Origin of the sequence: Pelagicoccus sp. SDUM812002 (assembly GCF_031127835.1) — a bacterium.
GTDB lineage: Bacteria > Verrucomicrobiota > Verrucomicrobiia > Opitutales > Opitutaceae > Pelagicoccus.
On record NZ_JARXHX010000001.1, the window covers coordinates 443,966 to 467,668 of the forward strand.

At 54.6% G+C, this 23,703-nt stretch carries 19 protein-coding genes; 14 read left to right on the forward strand and 5 right to left on the reverse strand.

Going from position 1 to position 23,703, the window contains the following annotated elements:
* Window positions 1–635: 635 nt before the first annotated feature.
* Window positions 636–2,480, forward strand: coding sequence for a hypothetical protein (locus tag QEH53_RS01850; protein ID WP_309021413.1), 1,845 nt, complete (start codon window positions 636–638; stop codon window positions 2,478–2,480).
* 109 nt (window positions 2,481–2,589) lie between these two features.
* Here QEH53_RS01850 and QEH53_RS01855 read toward each other — a convergent pair whose 3' ends face one another.
* A complete protein-coding gene (locus QEH53_RS01855) occupies window positions 2,590–2,802 on the reverse strand; it encodes a hypothetical protein (RefSeq protein WP_309021414.1) in 213 nt (70 codons plus the stop codon).
* A 199-nt stretch (window positions 2,803–3,001) separates the two neighbouring features.
* On the opposite strand from QEH53_RS01855, the gene hsdR reads away from it, so the two are divergent.
* The 10 genes from hsdR (at window position 3,002) to QEH53_RS01900 (ending at window position 16,465) form a co-directional block, all read left to right on the forward strand.
* A complete protein-coding gene (gene hsdR, locus QEH53_RS01860) occupies window positions 3,002–5,356 on the forward strand; it encodes an EcoAI/FtnUII family type I restriction enzme subunit R (RefSeq protein WP_309021415.1) in 2,355 nt (784 codons plus the stop codon).
* A gap of 26 nt (window positions 5,357–5,382) precedes the next feature.
* The gene (locus QEH53_RS01865) at window positions 5,383–6,210 is read left to right on the forward strand and encodes a hypothetical protein (RefSeq protein ID WP_309021416.1); all 828 of its coding nucleotides are present in this window, start codon (window positions 5,383–5,385) and stop codon (window positions 6,208–6,210) included.
* Between the two features lie 134 nt (window positions 6,211–6,344).
* Window positions 6,345–7,835 (forward strand): class I SAM-dependent DNA methyltransferase, encoded by a 1,491-nt coding sequence (locus QEH53_RS01870; RefSeq protein WP_309021417.1) that lies wholly within the window; start codon window positions 6,345–6,347, stop codon window positions 7,833–7,835.
* A complete protein-coding gene (locus QEH53_RS01875) occupies window positions 7,835–9,478 on the forward strand; it encodes a restriction endonuclease subunit S (RefSeq protein ID WP_309021418.1) in 1,644 nt (547 codons plus the stop codon). The genes QEH53_RS01870 and QEH53_RS01875 overlap by 1 nt, the downstream gene beginning before the upstream one ends.
* Before the next feature lies 1 nt (window position 9,479).
* Window positions 9,480–10,661 (forward strand): SIR2 family protein, encoded by a 1,182-nt coding sequence (locus QEH53_RS01880; protein WP_309021419.1) that lies wholly within the window; start codon window positions 9,480–9,482, stop codon window positions 10,659–10,661.
* 1 nt (window position 10,662) lies between these two features.
* On the forward strand, window positions 10,663–11,559 hold the full coding sequence (locus tag QEH53_RS01885; protein WP_309021420.1) for a TIGR02391 family protein: 897 nt from the start codon (window positions 10,663–10,665) through the stop codon (window positions 11,557–11,559).
* Between the two features lie 3 nt (window positions 11,560–11,562).
* A complete protein-coding gene (locus tag QEH53_RS01890) occupies window positions 11,563–13,359 on the forward strand; it encodes a DUF262 domain-containing protein (protein WP_309021421.1) in 1,797 nt (598 codons plus the stop codon).
* A gap of 54 nt (window positions 13,360–13,413) precedes the next feature.
* Window positions 13,414–13,920: a hypothetical protein gene (locus QEH53_RS01895; RefSeq protein WP_309021422.1), complete on the forward strand. Its 507-nt coding sequence runs from the start codon at window positions 13,414–13,416 to the stop codon at window positions 13,918–13,920.
* 19 nt (window positions 13,921–13,939) lie between these two features.
* On the forward strand, window positions 13,940–14,272 hold the full coding sequence (locus QEH53_RS24370) for an HNH endonuclease (protein ID WP_369426414.1): 333 nt from the start codon (window positions 13,940–13,942) through the stop codon (window positions 14,270–14,272).
* 261 nt (window positions 14,273–14,533) lie between these two features.
* The gene (locus QEH53_RS01900) at window positions 14,534–16,465 is read left to right on the forward strand and encodes a DUF5060 domain-containing protein (protein ID WP_309021423.1); all 1,932 of its coding nucleotides are present in this window, start codon (window positions 14,534–14,536) and stop codon (window positions 16,463–16,465) included.
* Window positions 16,466–16,607: 142 nt separating this feature from the next.
* Here the strand turns inward: QEH53_RS01900 and QEH53_RS01905 are convergent, their stop codons facing one another.
* The gene (locus QEH53_RS01905; RefSeq protein WP_309021424.1) at window positions 16,608–17,222 is read right to left on the reverse strand and encodes a histidine phosphatase family protein; all 615 of its coding nucleotides are present in this window, start codon (window positions 17,220–17,222) and stop codon (window positions 16,608–16,610) included.
* Between the two features lie 581 nt (window positions 17,223–17,803).
* On the opposite strand from QEH53_RS01905, the gene QEH53_RS01910 reads away from it, so the two are divergent.
* On the forward strand, window positions 17,804–19,696 hold the full coding sequence (locus QEH53_RS01910; RefSeq protein WP_309021425.1) for a glycoside hydrolase family 2 TIM barrel-domain containing protein: 1,893 nt from the start codon (window positions 17,804–17,806) through the stop codon (window positions 19,694–19,696).
* A 308-nt stretch (window positions 19,697–20,004) separates the two neighbouring features.
* Window positions 20,005–20,766: a TSUP family transporter gene (locus QEH53_RS01915; RefSeq protein WP_309021426.1), complete on the forward strand. Its 762-nt coding sequence runs from the start codon at window positions 20,005–20,007 to the stop codon at window positions 20,764–20,766.
* Window positions 20,767–20,851: 85 nt separating this feature from the next.
* Here the strand turns inward: QEH53_RS01915 and QEH53_RS01920 are convergent, their stop codons facing one another.
* Window positions 20,852–20,974 carry a hypothetical protein gene (locus QEH53_RS01920; protein WP_309021427.1) on the reverse strand — a complete coding sequence of 41 codons (123 nt, stop codon included), beginning with the start codon at window positions 20,972–20,974 and terminating at the stop codon, window positions 20,852–20,854.
* Window positions 20,975–21,031: 57 nt separating this feature from the next.
* Window positions 21,032–21,835: an alpha/beta hydrolase-fold protein gene (locus QEH53_RS01925; protein WP_309021428.1), complete on the reverse strand. Its 804-nt coding sequence runs from the start codon at window positions 21,833–21,835 to the stop codon at window positions 21,032–21,034.
* A 347-nt stretch (window positions 21,836–22,182) separates the two neighbouring features.
* Here QEH53_RS01925 and QEH53_RS01930 point away from each other — a divergent pair, with 347 nt between their 5' ends.
* On the forward strand, window positions 22,183–22,959 hold the full coding sequence (locus QEH53_RS01930) for a hypothetical protein (RefSeq protein WP_309021429.1): 777 nt from the start codon (window positions 22,183–22,185) through the stop codon (window positions 22,957–22,959).
* 343 nt (window positions 22,960–23,302) lie between these two features.
* On the opposite strand, the gene QEH53_RS01935 is transcribed toward QEH53_RS01930, so the two are convergent.
* Entirely contained in the window at window positions 23,303–23,701 is a 399-nt protein-coding gene (locus QEH53_RS01935; protein ID WP_309021430.1) for a hypothetical protein, read from the reverse strand.
* Window positions 23,702–23,703 lie beyond the last annotated feature (2 nt).

A 23,703-nucleotide genomic window follows, 5' to 3' on the forward strand; every position in this document is an offset into this window, starting at 1 on the left:
CGTCTATCAGCAAGCAGCCGGAGTCCATGTGCCAGACGAGAATTGCGGAGAGTTCGAATAGAAAGGAAGCTAACGCGGAAGCGGTTCTTGCAAAACCGCAGTTTGATAAAAAATCAATAACTTAGGTTTCATGGTCCGCGTCTCCGAGTGTTTGATTCTCTGATCCTTATCAACATGAACCGACGCGGCCAGAAGGTCTCTTACTATCGCCCAGCTCCTTAAGGAATCACTTTCAGATCTACGCAGCATGTATTAATACCCCCGATAGGCGGTCCACCATGCCTAGCGAACGCTTCGTTTCCTTCCTGAACGTCTCGGTGGGCAATCTCACAATCCTCTTGTTTCGCGACCGAGAGCCGAACCTACCACGCTACAAAACGGGATAAACACAACGGAACGGGCCAAACTTGGCGCTTTTTTACCAAGATGGGCGACATGCTTGAAACCATCGCCAACGAGGTGCAACGGGCTCGAATGGGATTTCTCTAAATCTAACCGGGCCGTCGATCAATTGTAGTTCTCTCCCCATGACAGGTTCCCACCTTCGCCAATAGATAACAAGGGAGCCCGCCCTTGAACCGTCGCTGACGAGAGCGTAAACCGTCGAATTCCATTCTGATTCCAACACTATTCTCATGTATTCAATCCCATTATTACGCTGCTCCTTTTTTTCAGTATTGATCCTAGCCAGTTCCACCTGCGGAGCTGTGCATGTACGCGATTTCGGGGCCATCCCCAACGACTCAATCGACGACGCCAAGGCAATCCAGGCTGCCATCGACGCCGCTTTGACTGAGGACCATCCGCTCGTGGAGCTCGACGCCGGCGACTACCTTGTCACGGAAATTACGGGCAAGTCTCCGTACAACGACCGCCGCGTCTGCCTGGCGATCGATGGCGCTGAGCAGGGCTTCACTTTGCGCGGCACCCTCGATGCGGAAGGCAAGCCGGCCACCGCCTTGATCTACAACGAAGCCGGTCCCCGATTCACCGTCGAATACTGGATGTGGGTATCGCGCAGTAAGGACGTCGTCCTGGAAAACCTGCTATTCGATTTTCCCGGCGCCAATGCGTCCGGGCGTATAACTAAAGTCGGAAACGGCCGTACCTGGGTCGAGCTTTGGCCGGAAGTCGTCAAACCCAAGTCGTTCATCCAAGGAGCTGAATACGTTTTCCTTTACGACCCGGAAGGCGGTGAGATCGTGCATGAGAAGATCACTGTGGGCGCAGGCTGGGACGAAATCACGGGCGAGGAAGTTGTCCTCGAAACGCCCCGCGATACGCCCATGGCTTCGCTCACTGAGGGCCATGGCTTAGTGCTCGACGTTGAGGTCGGCGAAGTCGGCATGGGGCTCGTCTACCCGATCCAATGGCACCATGCCCCGGAGAAGACCTTCGTCGCTAACCAAGTCGAGAATTTGACGCTGCGCAATCTCACCATCGTCACCGCCCTCGGCCACATCCTGCTTCCGGTCGGCTGCGAAAACATCACCGTGCAAAATCTCCAATTCGACCCCGCTGCCCGCGGCTCGAACCGAGGGTGGGTCTCCCGGCGAGACGGTCTTACCATGCGGGCCTGCAAGGGCGACCTTTTGGTGGAGGACTCCACCTTTCAACGGACCAGCGACGACATGCTCGCCTTCTGGGGATTCCAATTCCACATCACCAAAATCCTCTCTCCCACTCGCATAGAAGTCACTTCACGGCAGGCGGCAGGCGACTACTTCCTCGACTTTCCGCTCATGATCGAAGCCGGCGACTGGATCGAATTTCGAGTGCCGACTCAAGACCGTGGACTGCCCTTGAGTGGCAAACGCGCCACCATCCGCTCCGCTGAATTCAAGATTGATCGCGAGCAAACCATGGACTGGACCCGCTTTTTCGAAAAGGAGATCGAGCCGGAAGCATTCTTGGTTAACTACGTCCTGGAGCTGGAAGAGCCGCTTCCCGATTTCGTTGCAGATGCCTCAACGAAGATCGTTCTCCTTGGCTCCACACTTTTCGATTCCGCCGTCATCCGCCGCGTGACGACGCGAGACATCACGAATCATCCCGGCGTCTTGATCCCCGGAGCACTGGACTACACGATCGAGGACAGCGAATTCTACACGGAGGTTGAGCTCTCGTCCCATTCGGGCAGAGGCACTTGGCACGGCGGCGCAGGCATCTGGAGCGCGACGATTAGGAACAACACGTTTGGCTCTAGCAGTGTGGTGCCCCACACCAAAGGCTTGAAAGCGGATACCGTCGTTGCGCTCGAGCCGCGGGGCGAAGTCGTGATCGAAGGAAACCGCTTCATAGACGGAGCGAAACTCGAAGTCAGCGGGACCACTCCGATCCAAGCGCGCGGAAATACCTTCGCCGGGCTCGAAGACGACTCCGACCCGATCCAAATCTCCGGCAGCGCCCAAGCCGCTTTGCTCCAACGCGAAGGCAACGTAATCGTATCCGGAGACACAGATTCGGCAGCAGAGAATTAGGGAACGCCCAGCTCCGCAAAGACCTGCCCGAGCGGTTTATTCCTCGCAGAAGGCTCAGCCCAGCTGGCCCCCTTCTGATTGAAAAGGTGTCATGAAGTCCTAGGTTGCTCTACTTCTCGGTTCGCCAGATCGTAGCCACCGCCTCGTACTTGTCCAAAATCCAGTCCGAGTTGGCTACACGCATGTGGCCACTCGTGGACTCGATGCGCCAGAGCCGATCCCCGATCATCGCTTGCACCCAAGTGTGACCTGGCTCGCCCGGTATGTAATCTTTGGATACGCGAATAGAAAGAGCCACCTCCTCCACTCCTGCTCGCACCAATAGCTCTACTTATTGAAGGCCTCGACCACTAACGCCGTCTCAAATAAGCTGCGGGCTATCTCCGAGGACGGATAATGGGAGAGTGGTATTTGCTAGATTTGCCCCACAACTACAGCTGATACTAAATTGACTACGTAAAAACCTTTAGCTCGCCAAGGTCATCGATCTTCGCCACTTGTAAAATCTCCGACCTGCGCCCATGGACCCAAAAGAGAAAAAGGAACTCAGCGAGATAGACATCTGCGACCTATTTATCACCCCTGCCATTATCAACGCTGGATGGGATCAGCTAAAACAAATCCGTCGAGAGGTTACGCTCACTCCTGGTCCAGTCATTGTTCGAGGAAACCTTTCCTCACGAAACAAGAAGAAAAAGAAATTTGCCGACTACGTCCTTCAGTGGGAAAAAGGCGTGCCGATCGCCATCGTCGAAGCCAAAGACAACAACCACACGGTTAGTCACGGCATGCAGCAGGCACTCGGCTATGCGAATATCCTCGAAGTCCCCAGCGCGTTCAGCTCAAACGGCGACGCGTTCGCCTCTCACAATAAAATACCGAACCCCGGCGAGGACATCGAATCCGAGTTTCCTCTGGAAGCCTTTCCTCTACCAAACGAGCTCTGGCGACGCTACAAAAAGCACCGAGGGATAGAAGAGGATGATGAAGAGCAACTCGTCACAGCTCCCTACCACGATGACGGCTCAGGCAAGGAGCCTCGCTACTACCAAGCGGAAGCGATAAACCGATCCATAGAAGCGGTAGCTCGAGGGGACAAACGAATCCTCCTCGTCATGGCAACTGGTACAGGCAAGACCTACACTACGTTTCAGATCATCTGGCGCCTCTGGAAGGCCAAGAGAGCCAAGCGTATCCTATTCCTTGTCGACCGCAACGTACTAGCCGACCAAACCTTGGTCAACGACTTCAAGCCCTTCGGCTCGGTCATGACCAAGATCAAAAACCGCAAGATAGACCCCTCCTACGAAATCTACCTCGGTCTCTACCAAGCCCTCACCGGTCCAGATGAAGAAGACAAAATCTTCAAGACCGTATCCAGAGACTTCTTCGATCTCATCGTCATCGACGAGTGTCACCGAGGTAGCGCGGCAGAGGATTCTGCTTGGAGGGAAATTCTCGATTACTTCTCGGACGCGATCCAGCTTGGCCTCACCGCGACACCGAAGGAAACCAAGTATGTATCCAACATTACATACTTCGGAGACCCCATCTACACTTACACCCTCAAGCAAGGCATACAGGATGGCTTCCTAGCACCCTACAAAGTCGTTCGCTACGACCTGGACAAAGACTTGCTTGGGTGGACTCCACCGAAAGGCATGGTCGACGATTTGGGAAAGGAAATCGAGCGACGCCAATACAACCAGTTGGATATGGACCGCATCCTGGTCCTAAACAAGCGTACCAAACTCGTCGCAAAGCTGGTCATGGAGCTACTCAACGCGACCGACCCATTCTCGAAAACAATCATCTTCTGCGAAGACATCGACCACGCAGAGCGGATGCGCGTCGCCATTACCAACGCCGCTGGAAAGCTTGCTCTGGACAATCCCAAATACGTCATGCGCATCACTGGCGATAGCGTCGAGGGCAAGGCGGAGCTCGACAACTTTATCGACCCAGAGTCGAAATTCCCAGTCATCGCCACGACCTCCGAACTCCTTACCACCGGCGTCGACGCCAAGACCTGCAAGTTGATCGTTCTCGACAAGACCATCACCTCGATGACGACATTCAAGCAGATCGTTGGGCGCGGCACCCGCATCGAGGAAGAACACGGCAAGTTCTACTTCACCATTATGGACTTCAAGCGGGCTACCGAACTCTTCAGTGACCCTGCATTCGATGGAGAGCCTGTCGTCATTTTCGAGCCCGGTCCAGACGACGATCCAGAACCGCCCGACCCAGAGCCAGACCCAGACGATGATCCCGTCGAAGAAGAACCCGGCGGCTACGGATCGAAAAAGATCCGCGTCAGTGGCGTAGACGTAAAGATCCTGTCCAAGCGGGTTGAATACCGAAACGAAGATGGCGAGCTCGTCACCGAGTCCTACCGCGACTACAGCCGTAAACACATTCGGGGTGAATTCGACTCTCTCGACGAATTTCTCAACACTTGGAACGCCACCAAGAAAAAACAGGCTATCGTCAAGGAGCTAGAAGAGTACGGCATCGAGCTACCCAAGCTAGCCGACGAAGTGGGCAAGGACTACGATGCCTTCGACCTCATCCGACACATCGCTTACGACCAGCCCCCTCTCACCCGCCAAGAAAGGGCCAACAACGTCAAAAAGCGCAACTACTTCACCAAGTACGGCGAGCGAGCCCGGGCCGTCCTCGAAGCCCTACTGGACAAATACGCCGACGAAGGCGTTCTCACCATCGAGAGCCCCCACGTCCTGAAGCTCACTCCCTTTGATCATATCGGGACACCTACGGAAATTATCAGAGACATCTTCGGCGGAAAGGCAAAGTACGAGGCCGCCATACAAGACCTCGAGAGCCACCTCTTCGAGGAGGGATCTTCGGCCTGATCCGCTCGCCTCTTTCCACTCATCTCGTGAGCGAAACCAAAAAAGAGAAAAGCCCCGAAACCTTTCATCGCTACCTCGACGAGATGGGAGACACCACCTTCTTCGGGAAGGGCCGTAAGCTCATTGTCGGCGACCAGGGCGTCTCCCTCTCGTTTGGAATCGGGATCCTCAAGATCAACCGCCCGATTCAAGACGTGCGAAAGGAAGTCGCCCAACTCCAAGCCGACATCCAGGACGACCCTCTTTTCAACACGCTTCCCAGCGTCGTCAAAAGAGTAGAATCCGGCGGCTTTTACTTCCATGCTTGCAAGGATACGCCCGATGTCAGGAGCCCTTTCCTGAAGTACATCCGCTCCCTCCCGTGCGAGCTCGAAGCCGTTGTCGCTCGCAAGATCCCACCGCTCTTCGAAAAACAACACCACGCGAAAGAAAACGAATTCTACGCGGACCTCCTTTCCCATCTCATCAAAAGACGCGTCAAACGCAGCGGAAAGCTCGTACTGAACATAGCCGCTCGCGGCTCCAGCACACGCGACAAGATCCTCACCGAGGCTCTCTCTATCGCCAATGAACGGGCCCTGAAGAAATGGAGTAAGGAAGACCTGAAAAGCCACGTTGTATTCAATGTTCAAACACCTCGCACTGAGCCACTGCTCAACATTGCTGACTACCTTTGCTGGGCCGTTCAGCGCGTGTTCGAAAAAGGCGAAACACGCTACTACGACTACCTACAGCAACGCATTCGTCTCGTAGTCGATCTCTACGACAGCGCGAACTACGAAGGTTACAAAAACTGGTACGACAAGAAGAATCCGCTGACCTCCAAAAACAAATTAAGCCCGCCGATTACCTAAGCCGCTTTCGCGGCGACGTCATGGAGACGACTTTCAGTAATGGCAGGCTATGCACTCTACGAAGCACAGGTTGACTCCGATTGCAATCCTTCAAATAACCAGCCCCTCTCCTAACCCATTTCACCCTTTCTCCCATGTCTAACATCTCTGGCATCATCAAAACCATCCAAGACATCATGCGCAAAGACGTCGGCGTCGACGGCGACGCGCAGCGCATCTCTCAGCTCGTCTGGATGTTCTTTCTCAAGATCTACGATGACCGCGAAGCGGAAATCGAGCTTCTCGAAGACAACTACAAGTCCCCGCTCCCCGAGCACCTACGCTGGCGCAACTGGGCGGTCGACTCCGAAGGCATGACTGGCGACGAACTCTCCGACTTCGTCAACCTCCAGCTCTTCCCCACGCTCAAGGACAAGCTCTCTCTTCAGGGTGCCGCCGGAAAACGCGCCAAGATAATCCGCGACGTGTTCGAGGACGCCTACAATTACATGAAGTCTGGCACCCTCATCCGCCAGGTCGTCAACAAGATTTGCGAGATCGACTTCAACAACACCGCCGACCGCCACACCTTCGGCTCTATCTACGAGCAAATCCTCAAGGACCTCCAGTCCGCCGGAAACGCTGGCGAGTTCTACACCCCGCGTGCCGTCACCAAGTTCATTATCGACCGCCTCGATCCCAAGCTCGACGAAACCTTCTTCGACCCCGCTTGCGGCACCGGCGGCTTCCTAGCCTGTGCCATCGACCACAAGCGCGAAAAGTACCGCAAGTCCGCCAAGGACGAGGATACCATCGCCGCCTCCATCTACGGCGTCGAAAAGAAAGCCCTCCCCCACATGCTCTGCGTCACCAACATGATCCTGCACGGCATCGATACTCCCACCAACATCCTCCACGACAACACCCTCGCCAAATCCTACGTATCGTACGGCGAAAGCGACCGCAAGCAGGTCATTGGCACCAATCCTCCCTTCGGGGGCATGGAAGAGGACGGCATCGAAAACAACTTTCCCGCCACCTACCGCACCCGCGAAACCGCCGACCTCTTCATGGCCCTCATCGTTAAGCTGCTCAAAAACAACGGCCGGGCCGCTGTCGTCCTCCCTGACGGTTTCCTGTTCGGCGAAGGCATGAAAACCCGCCTAAAGCAGGACCTGCTCGAAAAGTGCCACCTCCACACCATCGTGCGCCTGCCAAACGGCGTCTTCGCCCCCTACACCGGCATCAAGACCAACATCCTCTTCTTCACCAAAAAGCCCGAGAGCGAGCAGCCCGCCACCCAGTCAGTCTGGTTCTACGAGCACCCTTACCCCGAAGGCGTCTCCAGCTACAACAAGACCAAGCCCATGCGCTTCGAAGAGTTCGAGACCGAACGTGCCTGGTGGGGCCAAGAGTCCGACGGCTTCAGGACCCGCGTCGAAACCGAGCAAGCCTGGAAGGTCAGCATCCAAGACATCGTCGCCCGTAACTATAATTTGGATATAATAAATCCACACGTCGGCGAACAAACCGTCCACGATCCCGAGGAACTGCTTGCCCTACACGAGACTCAACAGGCGGAAATCCAATCCCTCCGCGACCAGCTCAAGTCCATCCTTTCCGACGCTCTCAGTACCCGCAACTAATGTCCGCCGCTGAAAAACTCATCACCGAGCATCTCGAAACCTGGACCGCCTCCGTAAAAACAAAGTCCAGCGCCGGGCGCGGTGCCGGCAAGAAGCGCGAACTCTACGGTATCAAAAAACTCCGCGAACTCATCCTAGAACTCGCCGTCCGCGGCCTGCTCGTTCCACAGGATCCGAACGATGAACCGGCTTCGGAACTGCTGAAGCGGATCGCGAGCGTAAAGGCGAAACTGATCAAGGATGGAGAAATCAAGAAACAGAAGAAGCTGCCCAGAATCAATGATTCGGACATACCATTCGCTCTTCCCGAATCGTGGGAGTGGACCAGACTCGGAGAGGCAACCAACTATGGCAAATCCGATAAGGCCGAATCATCAGACGTAAACGAAAGCACTTGGGTCTTGGAACTCGAAGATATCGAAAAATCGACCTCTAAGCTTCTTCAAAAAGTTAGATTCAAAGATCGAAATTTCAAGAGTTCAAAAAATCGTTTCAGAAAGAATGATGTAGTTTATGGAAAGCTACGGCCCTATCTCGACAAAGTCATAGTCGCTGACGAACCAGGGGTGTGCACAACAGAGATGATTCCGCTGAGAGGCTACTCGTCAATCAAGCCTGAATTTCTCCGTTTATCCATGAAGACTCCGAGCTTCATCAAGTATGCCAATGACTCAACTCACGGTATGAATTTACCGCGAATGGGTACGGACAAGGCTCGGGCCGCACTAATTCCGTTAGCTCCTGAAAACGAGCAAAGACGCATCGTGGCCAAAGTCGATGAGCTGATGGAGCTTTGCGATCGACTGGAGCGGGAGACGGAGACGCAGCTCGACACACATCAAACCCTCGTCGAGACCCTGCTCGCCGCCCTCACTGACGCCGCCAGCACCCCAGCTCAATTAGCCCAAGCCTGGCAACGCATCGCCGCCCACTTCGACACCCTCTTCACCACCGAATCCAGCATCGACCACCTCAAGCAAACCATCCTCCAACTCGCCGTCATGGGCAAACTCGTCGAACGAAAGAGTTCTCCTGATTTCAGCTCACTAGGGGAATTGCTTTCAATCGCATCAATAAATGGCGTATCCAAAGGTCCTACACAAGACTCATCGGCAATTGAAGTTCTCAAGATCAGTGCCGGAACGTCTAGAGATGACTTCTATGTCGATGAAACCGATTTCAAGCATGTTGATCTCCAGTCTTCAGAAGTAGAAAAGTACAAATTGAAACCTGGAGATCTTTTAGCGTGCCGCTACAATGGAAATCTACACTTCGTCGGGAAATTCAGTGAATACCGAGGTTTTACGGGCAAAACTCAAGTAAACCCAGACAAACTTATTAGATTTCGATTCGATCAATCAAAATACTCTCCTCGTTATATCTGCTTCGCAATGAATTCAGCACAAACCCGCCAAACAATTGAGGCAATGTGTGCAACCACTGCGGGAAATATAGGCCTAAGTGCAGGGAAGATAAAGACTGTCAAAATCCCAATTCCCCCCCTCGCCGAGCAACGTCGCATAGTGGCCAAAGTCGATGAACTGATGTCGCTTTGCGACGCCCTAAAAGCCAAGCTCCAAGCCGCCCAAACCACCCAACTCCACCTCACCGACACCCTCGCCAGTTCGGCTGTAGGCAACTAGCATGGCCAAGAAAACCAAGAGTTGGTGTAGCGAAGATGAGCACGAGTCGTTCGACCGGTTCACCGACTTCAACGCTTGGATTGATAGTGACGAGGAAGAGGCGAAAGCCCTTAAGACAAGATTCGGATTGAATAAGCTAACCCATCCGAGCAAAGCCTTCTTCGCAAGCGACCGCGAAGCCTACGAACAAGCATTTCGCGAATACAGGTTGCAGAAACGAAAGGAGGTCCTAAGCACGGAGTTCCTTGATGACGCATTTGGCGACTCTCATTGGTCAGAACGAAACGAAACGCGTTTCGATCAATTTTTAGACCAGCTCTTCGACAATGCAGCGGTTCCTTTTATCGGTGCCGGCGTTTCTGTTGCAGGCGGATTTCCCACTTGGAAAAACCATCTCAGGCAACAAGGAAAGACAGCAGGCATCCCACTAGAAACTATTGAATCGTTACTCTCAGACGGACAATTCGAGACAATCATCGATAAAATCGAATCCACACTAGGCAAGGATGTATTCGCTCAGGAAATACGTGATGTTTTCTCAAAGACCGGTGATCTCGAAGAAATCACACTGATCATTACAGACCTTTTTACCGACACTCTCATCACCACAAACTACGACAGACTGATCGAAACATCCTTCGACATTGGGCCAGAGGATGAATTTGAGGTTTTCCACAGTTTCGACGCGATGGTGAAGCCCGCCTCCAACAGGACTACAATCATCAAACTCCATGGCGACATACGATCTCCCCAACGCTGCATCCTCGGCAGGTCACAATATGATGATGCATATGGCTCGGAGTCCATCGACCTGTCGCTACCAATTCCCAAACTTCTAAAATACCACTATATTACGAATAGTCTGCTTTTTGTCGGGTGCAGCCTCAACAACGACCGAACGATTCAAGTCTTTCGAGCTGTAAAAGAGGCGATAGGCGACCTCGACCTGCCACAACATTTCTCTCTCGAACAAATACCTGTCGATGACAACAGCGAGCCATCCGAACAAGGACTGATTTCGAGAAACGCCGAGCTACTAAACCTAGGCATTACACCGATCTGGTTTCCTCATGGTGAATTCTCTTTTATCGAATCAATCCTTCGTCACAGCCGCTGCGAACTGAACTACAGGATCTGCAGTACGCTCAAATCAAAATCCCCCAAACTCTCAGCCTCAGCTTAAATTGGAATCCATCTTTTCTACCGAAAATCCACCGTGTGAACATATTCAATACGTCGGAACAACCGGTACTACTCGCGATTGCATAGACAGCGTCATACGCTACCTCCAGTGCGACGACCCGATCCGCAAAGCCAAGATCATTACTTGCGGCAATCATCACTGCCTCATTCTCTACGCTGAGGTAAATCCAAATGAAACGAGCAACACGATCGTTGTCCGTGCCGGATTTGCATCCGGTTACGGAGGCGAAGGACCAAGCGGACTTGCCTATGCCCTATCCCTTCTCGAAGACTTCGACGTCGAAATTGACGAGTTCGAAGTAGGCGAGAAACTATTCAATCGCATCAACCAAGCTCTTCTCAAGCGGAGTGATCTTGAAAAGCTGGAGTCACTACCACCCGTTCGCCCAACACGCTATCACGACTACACCTTAGTCAATCGACGAACAAAACAATCTGAATCCTGGAAACGCTTCCCTTTGCCCGTTCCCTTTCGAATCATCGATTCACGTATCCAAGATTTGGCGATAAAATTTTGGCAAAGCCCCGGCGACCACATTCTGACCGGCTTCCGCCGCTTCGAAGACTCCGTACGCCAACGTTGCGAAAGCGACGAGCACGGAGCTAAACTCTTCTCGCGAGCTTTCCGCGACAAAGACTCTGTTCTCCAATGGGAAGGTATCCCCCACAGCGAACAAGCCGTCCGAGCAAACTTCATCATCGAGAGTTACTCCTGCTTCCGCAACCCACGAGCCCACCGCGAAAAGAACTCCTCGCCCGAAGATCTCCTCTCAGTGTTTCTGGTTCTAAACCATCTCTTCCGTTTCGAAAGAGAAGCAATGGTGCGTCCACTTGAACAAGAGGAAGATTCGGCATCAACTCCTCAAACCAACTCCTGAATTATGTCCCAAGCCAAATACTCCGTAAACCAACACCCCATTTCCATAGTGCTCGCATGGATACAACAGGGCGAAATTGCTATTCCGGAAATCCAGCGCCCCTTCGTTTGGAGCAAGACTCAAGTTCGCGACCTTATGGACTCCCTGCTTCGCGGATTCCCCGTCGGCTACCTGATCGCATGGAAGAATCCCAACATTAAGCTCAAGGACGGAACCACCTCCGAAGGGAAACGTATCCTCATCGATGGCCAGCAACGCGTCACCGCTCTCATGACTGCCGTCAGCGGAATGAAGGTTCTCGACAAGGACTACAAGTCCACCCGCATCCGCATCGCCTACCACCCCATCGATCAACGCTTCGAAGTTTTCAACAAAGCGATTGAAAAGGATAGCGCTTGGCTAACCGACATAGCACTCGCTTTTGCTCCCGAATTCAAAACGCACAAGTGGGTTGGAAAATACTGCGAAGCCAATCCAGAGGCCGACGAGGACAAAGCCTTCGAAGGCATGGATCTACTCACTAGCATCACCAGCAATCAACTTGGCCTGATCGAACTGGACGGCTCCCTCGATATCGAAACCGTCACCGAAATTTTCATACGCATCAACGGCAAGGGTGCCGTGCTCAGCCAAGCGGACTTCGCCATGTCGAAAATCGCCTCCAGCGAAAAGTATGGCGGAGACAAAATCCGCAAGACAATCGACTACTTCTGTCACCTCGCGATCGCGCCAGAGTTCTACGAGACGCTCGTAGATGGCGATTCCGAGTACTGCCAGTCGGACCGCTTCAGACGCATGGCCTGGCTCCGCAACGAGAACGACAATCTCTACGATCCCGAATACACTGACATGCTGCGAGTGGCCTTCACCACACAATTCGGTCGCGGGAAACTTCAGGATCTAGTCGCCCTGCTTTCCGGACGTAACTTCGAAACACGCAGCTACGAGGAAAGCATCGCTGAATCCAGCTTCGCAAAACTACAGGACGGCCTCGATGCATTCATGAGCGAGACCAATTTCAAGCGTTTCGTTATGATCATCCGTTCAACCGGTTTTGTGGATCCCTCACTCATTGGATCCGGCAACACCTTGAATTTCGCGTATGTACTCTACCTACACATGCGTTCTCTGGGCCTTGACTCCAATCTCATCGAATCCGCCGTGCGAAGATGGTTTGTCATGTCAATCCTCACACGCAGATACAGCGGCAATCCCGAATCTGCCTTCGACCTGGATATCCGTCGTATCAACGAACGCGGTCCGATAGAACATCTCGAATCGATCGAACAAGCGGAGCTAGGAGACGCCTACTGGCAATTCGGCCTTGTTCAGTCTTTAGAGACTTCCGTAGCCAGCAGTCCGTTCTTCAAGCTCTTTCTAGCGGCTCAAATCAAAGCCAACGACAAGGCTTTCCTCTCCAAGGATATCACAGTCACCGACATCATTCTCAATCGCGGCGATCTCCACCACATCTTCCCCAGGAACTTCCTCAAGAAGCATGGGATCCCCCGCAGTCGCTACAATCAAATCGCCAACTTCGCCATCACTCAGACCGAGACTAATATCAAAATCCGCGACCGCGAACCTAGCGTCTACTTTGCCGATGTAGTGAACCAAACAAATGGCGGTGAAATGAGCTACGGTGCCATCAACAATCCAGCAGACCTAGCCGCCAACCTTGAAACGAACTGCATTCCGGAAAACTTACATGAGTTGAAACTAGAGAACTACGACGAGTTCCTCAAACAACGCCGCATGCTTATGGCCGTAAAACTCAAAAACTACTACTCGACTCTCTGATTAGTAACATCGCACAACGGCAACTTCGGCACTGAATAAAAAGAACAAGATCACTTGCGCCACCTCTTCCAACAACACCTTGAGTCGGTCAACCTTCCCGGCAGCGGCAAGGCGAGCTCCTACCTCAAGGCATTGGAGCACTTGTCGCGGATGATTGAATACGAGCCGCTCGGTTTCGCTGATTGCCAGGACATCTTCTCGGTTCATTCCCTCAAGCGACTCAACGAGCTCTACGAAGTTACCAACGAGCAAAAGCATCTCGGGCGAAAGAGCATCTGGGTGGTTCGTGGAATTCCCCGCAGCTACTTGCAAAACGGCTACTGCACCGCCGCCATCCGCTCTTATCAGGAATTCCTCATCCAACACGCCTACGAGAGCGATCTCCTAGAACGCTACGATTCCTTCCAAGGCGAAGCGGAAGAACCGCGTCCCGCCTCAAGCGCAAAATCACGGTCCCAAACACCTGCTCGAAAACTGGTAGGGGGAGGAAGGCATAGAGACCCTCCGCACCATCAAGGCCCGCTTCAACCAAAATGTATTCCGTCGTTACACTCTAGATAACTACCAGCAGCGCTGCTGCATCACAGATATTCCCCTTCCCCAGCTCCTCACCGCCAGCCACATCAAGCCCTGGGCGGCCAGCACTGCGGAGGAGAAGCTCAATCCCAGCAACGGCCTCTGCCTCGCCAAAACCCAAGACGCCGCCTTCGACAAGGGTCTTATCACCTTAGACGAAAAGCTGAGAATCGTGCTCTCAAAACGTATCCGTGGTCACATGACAGTGGATTCGATCCGAGAAAACTTCATTCAATACGAAGGCAAGACCATCACTCTCCCCACTCGGTTCGGCCCCAACCAGGAATTCCTCGAATATCATCGAACAAATATTTTCGAAAACAAACGATGCGGTTAACCGCAACCTGTGTTCTGCTCAAAGCGAATAGGTGAATCAGAGTGATAATCCTCAATCCTCACCTTCGTAGCCATCAGGCTACGCCTTAAACCAAAAATTCGCGTCCATTCGCGTCCATTCGCGGTTAAAAAGAGCACTACCTCGATATATTCAGTAGGTTCCCAACGGTTTCAGCCGGCCAGCGTTTCAAGCGCTATAGCTTGAGCTGCGTTGGTGGCAATTCGCTCTTGCTGGGGGCTAGGGGCGGCCTAGCTTAGGGGCATGCTTTTTTCTACCCCTATTGTGATGCTTTGCTGCGTCTGGGCACTTGCCTGGAGCGGCCTAGACTTGAGACATGCTCGCGCGGAGGCGAATGAAGTCCGCGTTTGGGAAATGCAGGAAATCCTGTTGGAGGCGAACGGCGACTACGACAACCCGTACGTCGACGTAACCTGCTGGATCGACCTCGAAGGGCCGGGATTCAGCAAGCGGATCTACGGGTACTGGGATGGCGGCGCTGCCTTCAAAGTCCGCTTCGTGGCGACGGCGCCGGGAGAGTGGTCATGGGAAAGCGGCTCGAATCAGCCAGAGGACGCGGGCCTAAATGGCCACAGCGGGAGCGCGCGGGCGAAGGGTTGGAACGAGAACGAGAAACGGGAGAATCCGAATCGCCGCGGTTTCGTGAAGGCAACCGCAAACGGCCACGCTCTGGAGTATGCGGACGGGACGCCCTACTTCATGGTTGGCGATACCTGGCTAGCGGGCAGTACCTGGCGCCTGCCGTTTCGCGATGCAGCAACGCGTTCCGAGTATGTTCCGGGCCCGGGAATCGGCTTCGAGGACGCGGTCCAGTATCGCAAGGGCCAGGGCTTCAATTCCGTCAGCATGATTGCGTCCTTCCCGAACTGGGAAGCCGATCTAAACCCCAGTACCTACGCTGACGAAAACGGCATCTACGTCCGCAACGCGTGGGAGAAATTTCACTACGACGTATCGGAGGGCCGAGGAACCGATGCCTCCGGTGGCGTGAGCTATTGGGGAACCTTCACCGCGAAGAACATGCGGGACGAACGGGGCAACCTGCCTTTTGCGATGTCCGAGGAGCATGCAGGGGTGTCGAATTTTAACCGTTTGAACCCGGAGTTCTTCCAAAGCCTGGATCGCAAGATGCACTACCTCTCCGAGGTCGGTTTCGTGCCACTGTTGGAAACGGTACGCCGCGACGTGGGACCGTCGTGGAACGCCTATTTCGATTTCAACGAAACCTTTGCCCGGTACTACCAGTATCTGATTTCTCGATACGGCGCCTACAACCTTCTGTTTAGCGGCATCCATTTGGATTGGGTTCCCGAAGATTTCAGCCTGACGGCGGAGCAATTCAACCAAGCCCTGATCTACCACCGCGAAACCTACGGGCCGCCGCCGTTTGGGCAGCTCAGCACGGCCCTGATCGATCGGGCCACTCATACCACGCTGGGACAGGGCGAGCAGGTGCCTTGGCTCGACATGCATAGCGTAGGCAACAAGCCGCGCGACCATCGTGTGGGCGAGAACCTGGAAGCCCAGTTCGCTATCGAACCGCCCAAGCCGACCATTAACTTCGAGCCGTACTACACGGGGTGGTTACATGAGATCAACAAGCCGGGAGGCGAGGAGCCGCCTCCCAATTCCGCCCGCGACGTGTATTTTGCCCGAGCCCAGATGTATGGTTCGGTCCTGTCGGGCGGACTCTCGGGCCACGTGCACGGCACCGCGGCGTACGACATTACCACCACCGGCGAGCCAGCTGGGGCGCGCCCTCACATCTGGGAGGCGCTTCAGTATAATTCCGCTGAATACATGGCACTCTTGGAGGATTTCGTCCTTTCCGAGGGCAAGCGGTATCAGGAGCTGGTACCGGCGACGGATGCCATGGCGCCACGCAAGGCGCCGGGCGCTCCCGAGGACGGACTGGACGGCTGGTCCTACATGATGCGGACCGAGGATGCAGACTTCGCCTTGCTGTACTTCGAAAACGAGGCAGTGGGAGCGACGCTTTCCGGCTTCGAGCCGAACGCGCGCTACCGTTGGCGTTGGTACGATCCGCGCAGCGGGCAATGGCTGGAGACCCGCCAGCTACGCTCGAACGAGAAGGGAGAAATCTCGACGCCAGCTTTTCCGGAAGGCGCAACGAGCGCGGCGGGTGACTGGGCGGCAAAGGTGCTAGCCCGCTAGAGTGTTTGCGTTGGCCGGGCTTACCGCGGCACAAGGCCGCTTCCTAAAGGGCTCGGCTGCGTTTGTTTGCGTCTGCTTAAACGCAAAATAGATCTAAGACTTGTCGATCGCGGGAGATTCAAAAGGGGGCAAATCCCCTTCCCTAACCATCGATTCGTCCGAGCACTTCGAGCGCACCTTCGTGCGACAGGCTGCAGACTACAATTTCTCCAGAACTTGGATACACTCCGGCGGTCGCGGTGATGTTTACTTGATGCGTTACCAGTACCAGAGCGCGACGGTCGCTTGCGTCGCGCGTGAGCAACCATTCGTTCAAGGCCTCTGTCTGGTCGTCTCGACGCTCGTACTCCTGAAAGAACGAATTCAGCGCCGGGAGTTCGGAGACGGGACCCAGGTCCAGAAGCTCCGCCGTTTCGCGGCAACGGCACCATTGGCTAGTGAACACCGACGCTTCGTCGATTCCGCTAGCGCGAAAACGCTCGCCGATCTCTCGGGCCTGGCGGCGTCCGGCCTCCGAAAGGTTTCGCTGCGTGGCGCAATCTGCGATTTCGAAGTTCCCCGGGTCGCCCGTTCCGGGAGCCAAGGCGTGACGCATCAAGACGAACGCTTCACCCGAGCGAACGCTCTCCCACAGGCGATCGTCCTCTTTCGTCTGACCAGCGCCTGGCCTCGCCAGAATCCCAAGCGCCAGCCACAAGGAACAGGTCGCGGCCAACCCGCTCCAATGCAAATTCCGAAATCCACTACTAGCGTTCATCTCTGCCGACACAACGAGCCAAGATACCTAACGCATGCCAGAGCAAGGCGACGTTCGGTGACTAGGCCCGACCGTAGCAACCAGACAACCTAAAAGTCTCAAAAGTAAAACAATGAAGCGGAGTCAAATCAATGAGAGTACAGATTCAGGGCCACCGGCACGCACGCTACGACAACTGCGAACCGCTAAACACATCAAGTTTTGAGCGACCAAAATGCGGATGAAAAGCTCAACCCCAGCAACGGCCTCTGCCTCCCCAGGACCCAAGACACTTCGGTAAGGGCCTCATCAATCTCGATGAAAAGCTAAGAGTCGGCCTCTCAAAACGTATCCGCGATCACATGACAGTAGAGTCGATCCAAAAGAGCTTTGGACCCTTCGAAGGGAAACCGATTCACCACCCACACCGCTAGCTGCCTGAGCTTGCCTTTCACCGAGCACCACCGAGACAAGATCTTCGGCGGCTAACCCAAATTCCAACTCCACATGCCCATCACCACACTCCTCTGGATCGGAGGCTCTGGGATTATTTTCCGTGATAAAGATGGTCCTCGGCTAGCATGCGCCTATCGTTCCCATTTATGAAAACCCCGTTTCTTAGCTACATCCCTTTTTTGAAAGCACTCACCCTTTTGCTCGTCGCTTTTTTTGCTAGCACTTCTGCCTTCGGACGCGACGACAACATCGCTAACGTCTACGCGCGGGGTTCTCAGACACTCAATGGAAAATGGCGCGTGATCGTCGACCCTTATGAAAACGGGTTCTACAACCACCGCCTACAGCCTTACGACGCCACCGAACCCGCTTACGCCGGCTATTTCCTTGACCGCACTGTGACGGATCGTACCGCCCTGCAGGAGTACGACTTCGACACGGCCCAGATGCTCACCGTGCCCGGCGACTGGAATTCGCAGGACGACAAGCTCTTCTACTACGAAGGCTCGGTCTGGTATCGACGGACCTTCGACTTCGACGCCACGGAGGCACAGAGCCGGCAATTTCTCCATTTCGGAGCGGTGAACTACGAGGCCCACGTCTACCTGAACGGCCGCAAGCTGGGCAAGCACGTGGGTGGGTTCACGCCGTTTCAATTCGAGGTCACCGATCGCCTGCAGGATGGGCAAAACTCGCTAGTGCTCATGGTTAACAACGAACGCCACAAGGACGCGGTCCCGACATTGAACACCGATTGGTGGAATTATGGCGGTATCACGCGAGACGTGCTGCTGCTGGAGACGCCGGAAACGTTCGTGTCCGATTTCAACGTGACGCTGGACTCGACAGGCGAATTCATCGAGATCACGACCCAACTGGAGGGCTCGCAGCTTTCGCAGGAGATCACGGTGGAAATCCCTGAGCTATCCCTTTCGAAGTCGGTCGAGGCCAACGCCGAAGGGTACGCTGAACTGCGGCTGCCGACGCCTCCTGACTTGCAACGCTGGTCGCCCCAGTCTCCCAAGCTCTACGAGGTGGTGGTGAGTTCGGAGAGCGATCGTACGGAGGACCGCATCGGCTTTCGTACCATAGAAGTCGACGGCCGCAATATTCTGCTCAATGGTGAACCCATCTTCCTTCGAGGCATCAGCATCCACGAGGAAAACCCCTTCCGCGGCGGACGGGCATTTGGAGTCGAGGATGCGCAATTGCTGCTCGGGTGGGCCAAGGAGCTCGGCTGCAATTTCGCCCGCTTAGCCCACTATCCGCACAGCGAGCACATGGTGCGCGTGGCGGATGAAATGGGGATTCTTCTCTGGGAAGAAATTCCCGTCTACTGGACCATTTCCTGGGAAAATGAAGAAACCTTGGCCAATGCGCGGAGCCAGCTCAAGACCCTGGTCAACCGAGACCGCAATCGCGCCAGCGTGATAATTTGGTCCATGGCAAACGAAACCCCGATTAGCGAGGCGCGCACAATGTTTCTCAAACGCTTGGTGGACGATACGCGGGAGCTCGACCCGACGCGACTTATCTCCGCGGCGATGGAAGTGCATTCGGAACCGGGCAAAGGAGACCACAAGATCGTGAATGACCCGTTCGGAGCTTACACGGACATCCTGAGCTTCAACCAATACGTCGGCTGGTACGATGGCCTACCGGAGAAGATAGACCGAGTGACATGGGAAATCGGAGACGAGAAGCCGGTCATCATTAGCGAATTCGGAGCGGGGGCCCTGCAAGGCAAACGAGGTGACGCTTTGACGCGTTTCAGCGAAGATTTTCAGGCCGACCTTTACAGCCGTACAGTAGAGATGCTAGAGCGGATCCCAGGGATAAGCGGAACGACTCCGTGGGTTTTGGTCGATTTCAGGTCTCCTCGCCGTCCCTTAGCGGGAGTGCAGGACGGATGGAATCGCAAGGGACTGATCGGGGACAACGGGGTGCGCAAGCAGGCGTTCTACGTATTGCAGGACTACTACGAGAAGAAGAAGGAAAAAGCCAACAAGGCGAAGTCTGAATCGGAAGACGCCCCTTAAGGCGCCCCCTCTCAATCCATCGCTGCGGAAACATTTGATAACGGATCAAATGTTAATCCGCCCCCTGCAGTGACCCGAAGCGTCAACGCTTCCCCAAACACTTCGAATCCGGAATAGGGGAAGGGGTCAAACGTCAGAATACCGCGTTCACTTATGTATTCTGTTTAGTAATACGCCCTTTCTTTCTGTAATAAACGGGCCGAGGGTTGAACCAACTCGTACAAACAGGAAGCGGGGACGAACCCGGTATTTTTGAGCGTTCCTCTTTTTACTTCTCTCAAATCACGGAAAACCCATGATGCCCCGCAATGCCGGAACTTGAAGTCTCTCATTGGGTTATCCTTATCGCGGCCGCTTTCTTTGGAGGGTTGATTGACTCTATCGCAGGCGGAGGCGGACTCATATCGGTGCCGGCATTTCTGGCGGTGGGGTTTCCTCCACACTTGGCCTTGGGTACGAACAAGCTTCAAGCGAGCTTCGGTAGCTTGACCGCGGCTTTTCGCTACGCTCGCAAAGGCTTGGTCGATATCAAAGAGATGGTTTGGGCCATCGTCAGCACGGCCATCGGGGCGGCCACTGGAACCATCGTTATCCAGCAGATTTCCAGCGACTTTCTCGAACACCTCATCCTGAGCCTACTGACGCTAATCTTTTTCTACACCCTCTTCGCGAAAGACCTCGGGGCGCACGCCAAACCTCACCGTATCGGCAAACCGCTCTTCTATCTCGTATTCGGGCTAACACTCGGGTTTTACGACGGCTTTTTCGGACCGGGTACCGGTTCCCTTTGGACGCTCGCTCTCATCGTTTTTCTGGGCCTCGACATGAGGAAAGCAACCGGACATACTAAGGTGGTCAATGCGACGAGCAACGTGACTTCCCTCATCTTCTTCCTTGTCTACGGAACCGTTGTTATACCTGTAGGTATCGCCATGGGAATCGGACAAATCGCGGGAGCTTGGATTGGGTCGCACATGGTGCTCACGCGAGGCGTCGGCTTCATTCGCATCTTCTTTCTAATCGTAGTGGCCGCAACAATACTGAAGATGGCATACACAACCTACTTTTGAAAACGCGGATTACTATACCGCGACCACCGATCACTTCTAAGAGACAGATCGTAGGGATCAAACGTCGAAAGTAGAACGGCCCAGCTCAGTTGCGGGACAGCAAGGGGGCGAGCTGATTGAGGCTGCGGCGCCAAGATTGCCATTCGTGGGCGGTTTCGGGCGATACGTAGTAGTGGGCATCGATGCCTTCCGACTTCAAGGACGCCACGTCTGCTGCGGTCTCTCCGCCACGACGGGTCTTGCCGTCCGAGACTTCGCGGCCGCCTTAGCTGACGAAGACCAGCTTGTTACTTTTCTTAAAGGCATCCATGTCCTCGATGTCGTCTGGCTTAATGCTGCCGCCGCTGAAGAGACCGATGTGGGAGAATGTATCCAAATTCCTAAGCGTGATTTGCTTCGTTTCCATGCCGCCCATGGATAAGCCAGCCATAGCGCGGTGCGGCTGGTCGCTGAGCGTGCGAAAATGCTCGTCTATGTAGGGAATGAGCTCCTTGACCAACACCGTTTCGAATGGCTCGATTTTAAACTCTCTCAGCCCGCCAAAGCTTATTTCGTTGGTCATGCGATAGGTCATCACAATGAGGAATGGATCGATTTCGCCAGCAGCTATGAGATTGTCCATGATCTCCGGCACGCGGCCCTGCTGGCCCCAGCCGAATTCGTTCTCGCCCCAACCGTGCTGCAAGTAAAGGACCGGGTAGCGCTTGTCGGAATGCTCGTCGTATCTAGGCGGCGTATACACGAAGGCGCGGCGTTCCGATTCCGTGCTCGGCGAGTGGAAATAGATCTCGAGAAGCTGACCATGGGGAACCTTCGAAAGCGTATAGAAATCCTGATCGTCCGCCGGTATCTCGATGGCGCTACCCCAACGCATGGCGCCGAAGTACATGCCGCTGTTGGGATCGGGAACTTCAGCTCCGTCGATTTTCAAAAGGTAGTAGTGGAATCCGACGTCGAGGGGCCGAGTGTAGCCATACCACGCCCTGTCCTCGCCCTTGGCGAAGGTGCTGCTGTCGCTGAAAGTCGTGCCTACGCTCATCGCTTCCGGCGCTTCGATGCGAAACAGCACGCGGTTTTCGGAGTTAACTTTTGGATACGCCTTGCCCGGCTGGTTGGACGAGGCTGAAACCCAATCGTCAGCCGGTTCGGAAGCTGCATCCTGATGCGAATAAGTTGGTGTGGAGGCAAAGCAACGATGCCAGTGCGAGGGCGTAGGTAATTCGTTTCATATTTCAGGCGGTGGGATAAGGAAGCGGAGCATGAGGGAGGAATCGGCTGCGCAAGCGCAGCCCTTTGGAAACAGCCTGCGAGGCGTAGCTCAAAAAATGCATCTAGTCACATGCAATAGCAAATTAGCCGAAGCCACCCTGCCCTTTAGCATTTTCAAAACACTTACCCAGACATAGTGAGAATGTCATGAAATACTCCATACCCCTATCCCTAAGCCTTCTCGCTGCGACTGCGGCTCTCACGCTCGCTCGCGCCCAACACCCCGAAGCGCCGCAATGGTCGCAGCCCAGTTCCGCGACGCATCAGCAAGTGCCGCCACCAGCGGGCTTTCACCGCCCCACTGTCAATTTCGACGTACCCATCGGAATATTCGACGGGCAATCCGATGTGGGCGGCCCCCTCCTCCCCGGAGAAGCGAGTTTCGACGCCGAGACGGAAGCCTATACCATCGACTCCGCTAGCTATAACATCTGGTACTTTCGCGACGAGTTTCGCTACCTCTGGAAGCGGATGTCGGGCGATATCTCGCTTGCCGCCGATATCTCGTTTCCCGATCCGGACGGCTATTTCGATCGCAAGGTCGTGCTGATCTTCCGACAGGAGCTCGACGACGACGCAAAGGAGACCATGGTAGCGCTGCACGGCGGCGGCCTGATCCATCTCGCGACTCGACCGGACAAGGGCGCCGACATCGAAGAAGATTTTCGCATCTCGCCCAACGAACATACCACGCCCGCCCCAGACAAGCCTGTACGGCTCGGCATCGAGAAGAAGGGCAACACCTTCACCCTTTGGGCAAGCGTCGATGGCGGCCCGATCCAACCCATCGGTGAAACGGCCACCCTCGAATTCGACGAACCCTTCTACGTCGGAATCGGGTTCTGCTCTCACCTCCCCGTGACTTCGGACCGGGCCGTGGTGACCAACCTGCTCTTCGAAACCGAAGCCGGCAAGGTTCGCTGAGCGTCGAATGACGCCGGTCGAGCCGCTTAGGGATGGGGCCAGACGGCTCTTCTTAATTTTCTTAGGCGAGATGCCTACGGGACGCAGGTATCAACCCTTTCGGCGGGAGCGCAGGAGTTGATCCATTTCCGCGTGCATACGGAGGTGTGTCCTCACTATCGATGTGGAGAATTAATTGGAAATTGGTCCACTACCTTTGCTGCAGGGTCCATCCACCTCGGACAATAGAGTCTTGATCGCTCAATGGGCGAACCCTTGGGGCGTCATTTTAAATCGGATACGGTATGCGTTTCTGGAACGACGCTGTCGGGGTTGTTATCCTTCTCAGTGGGTCGACCCAAGGTCACCGTACTTCCAGCGAATCGTACCCCAGTTCGAAATGCTCCGAGAGCAAGTCTGACTTACTGGAATCAAAGTCTGAAAGGTACCAGTTCAACCCTTTGACATTTTCGAAGAAGAAAGTCTGAGTCACCTTGTCTTGGCGGTCCAAGACATTCACTAGAAGCGAAGCGGGTACTGTCCGCCCCAACATCCACCGACGGAAGGGCGACTTCTTGATCCAAGGTCGAATAAGCAGCAGGCGATGCTGATGGTGGATGAGGTTCGAGGACGGGTCGTCGATTCCCAGAGAAATGCCCTGCACCTTTGCAAATTCCTCGATAATGGGACGGCGGATACCTTTAGTCCGCAGTTCGACCGAGAACGCGAAACTAACGAAAAGGTCTGGCTTTGCCTCAGGCATCA